Annotated in this window: 1 protein-coding gene; it reads right to left on the reverse strand. The window is 50.2% G+C overall.

The features are described from left to right. Positions 1-18: 18 nt before the first annotated feature. Positions 19-554 (reverse strand): Zn-ribbon-containing protein (locus tag R7Q48_RS29985; RefSeq protein ID WP_318134044.1); only part of this gene is annotated, 536 nt, incomplete at its 5' end.

Genomic DNA, 554 nt, shown 5'->3' on the forward strand with positions numbered 1-554 from the left:
GTTACGTCAGGTGAGAACCTATTTAATATGATCCCAAGAGATGTTCGAAACAATTCGGCACGAGTCGCACTTAAAATAGAAGATGTCATGTAATGGCTCATCAAGCAGCCATTCTCCACCACACTTCGGACACTTACGTGCTTTCTCGCTCTCCAACGACTGACCGCCCACACGATACTGATAATAGTAAGTTGGAATCTTGGTGATGTATTCGATACGACCACGCAAATCCCAACCGCGGCGGAACAACACACTGTCTACGTCGCAAATCTCGTGCAGCGCCGCATGCTCCGCGCGGCACCCGCCCGCCATTTGGATTTCATCGCACGCTTGCCATTCCGTCTGCCATTTGATGACCGCTTTATGATCGCCATTGAGTGTCGGATCATTACGATACAGTGGAATTGGCAACAAAGTTTCACCACTGCGCAGTGGCGAGCACGTGTGCACATACGTCGTGTAGAGCACTTGCCAATTTGGCGCTTCGTCTTCGGCCGCTTGTTCTGAATTTAAATCACGACCAAGCATACGCATTTTCGGCGCAAGCAAAGACG

Source organism: Vibrio sp. 378, assembly GCF_033339435.1.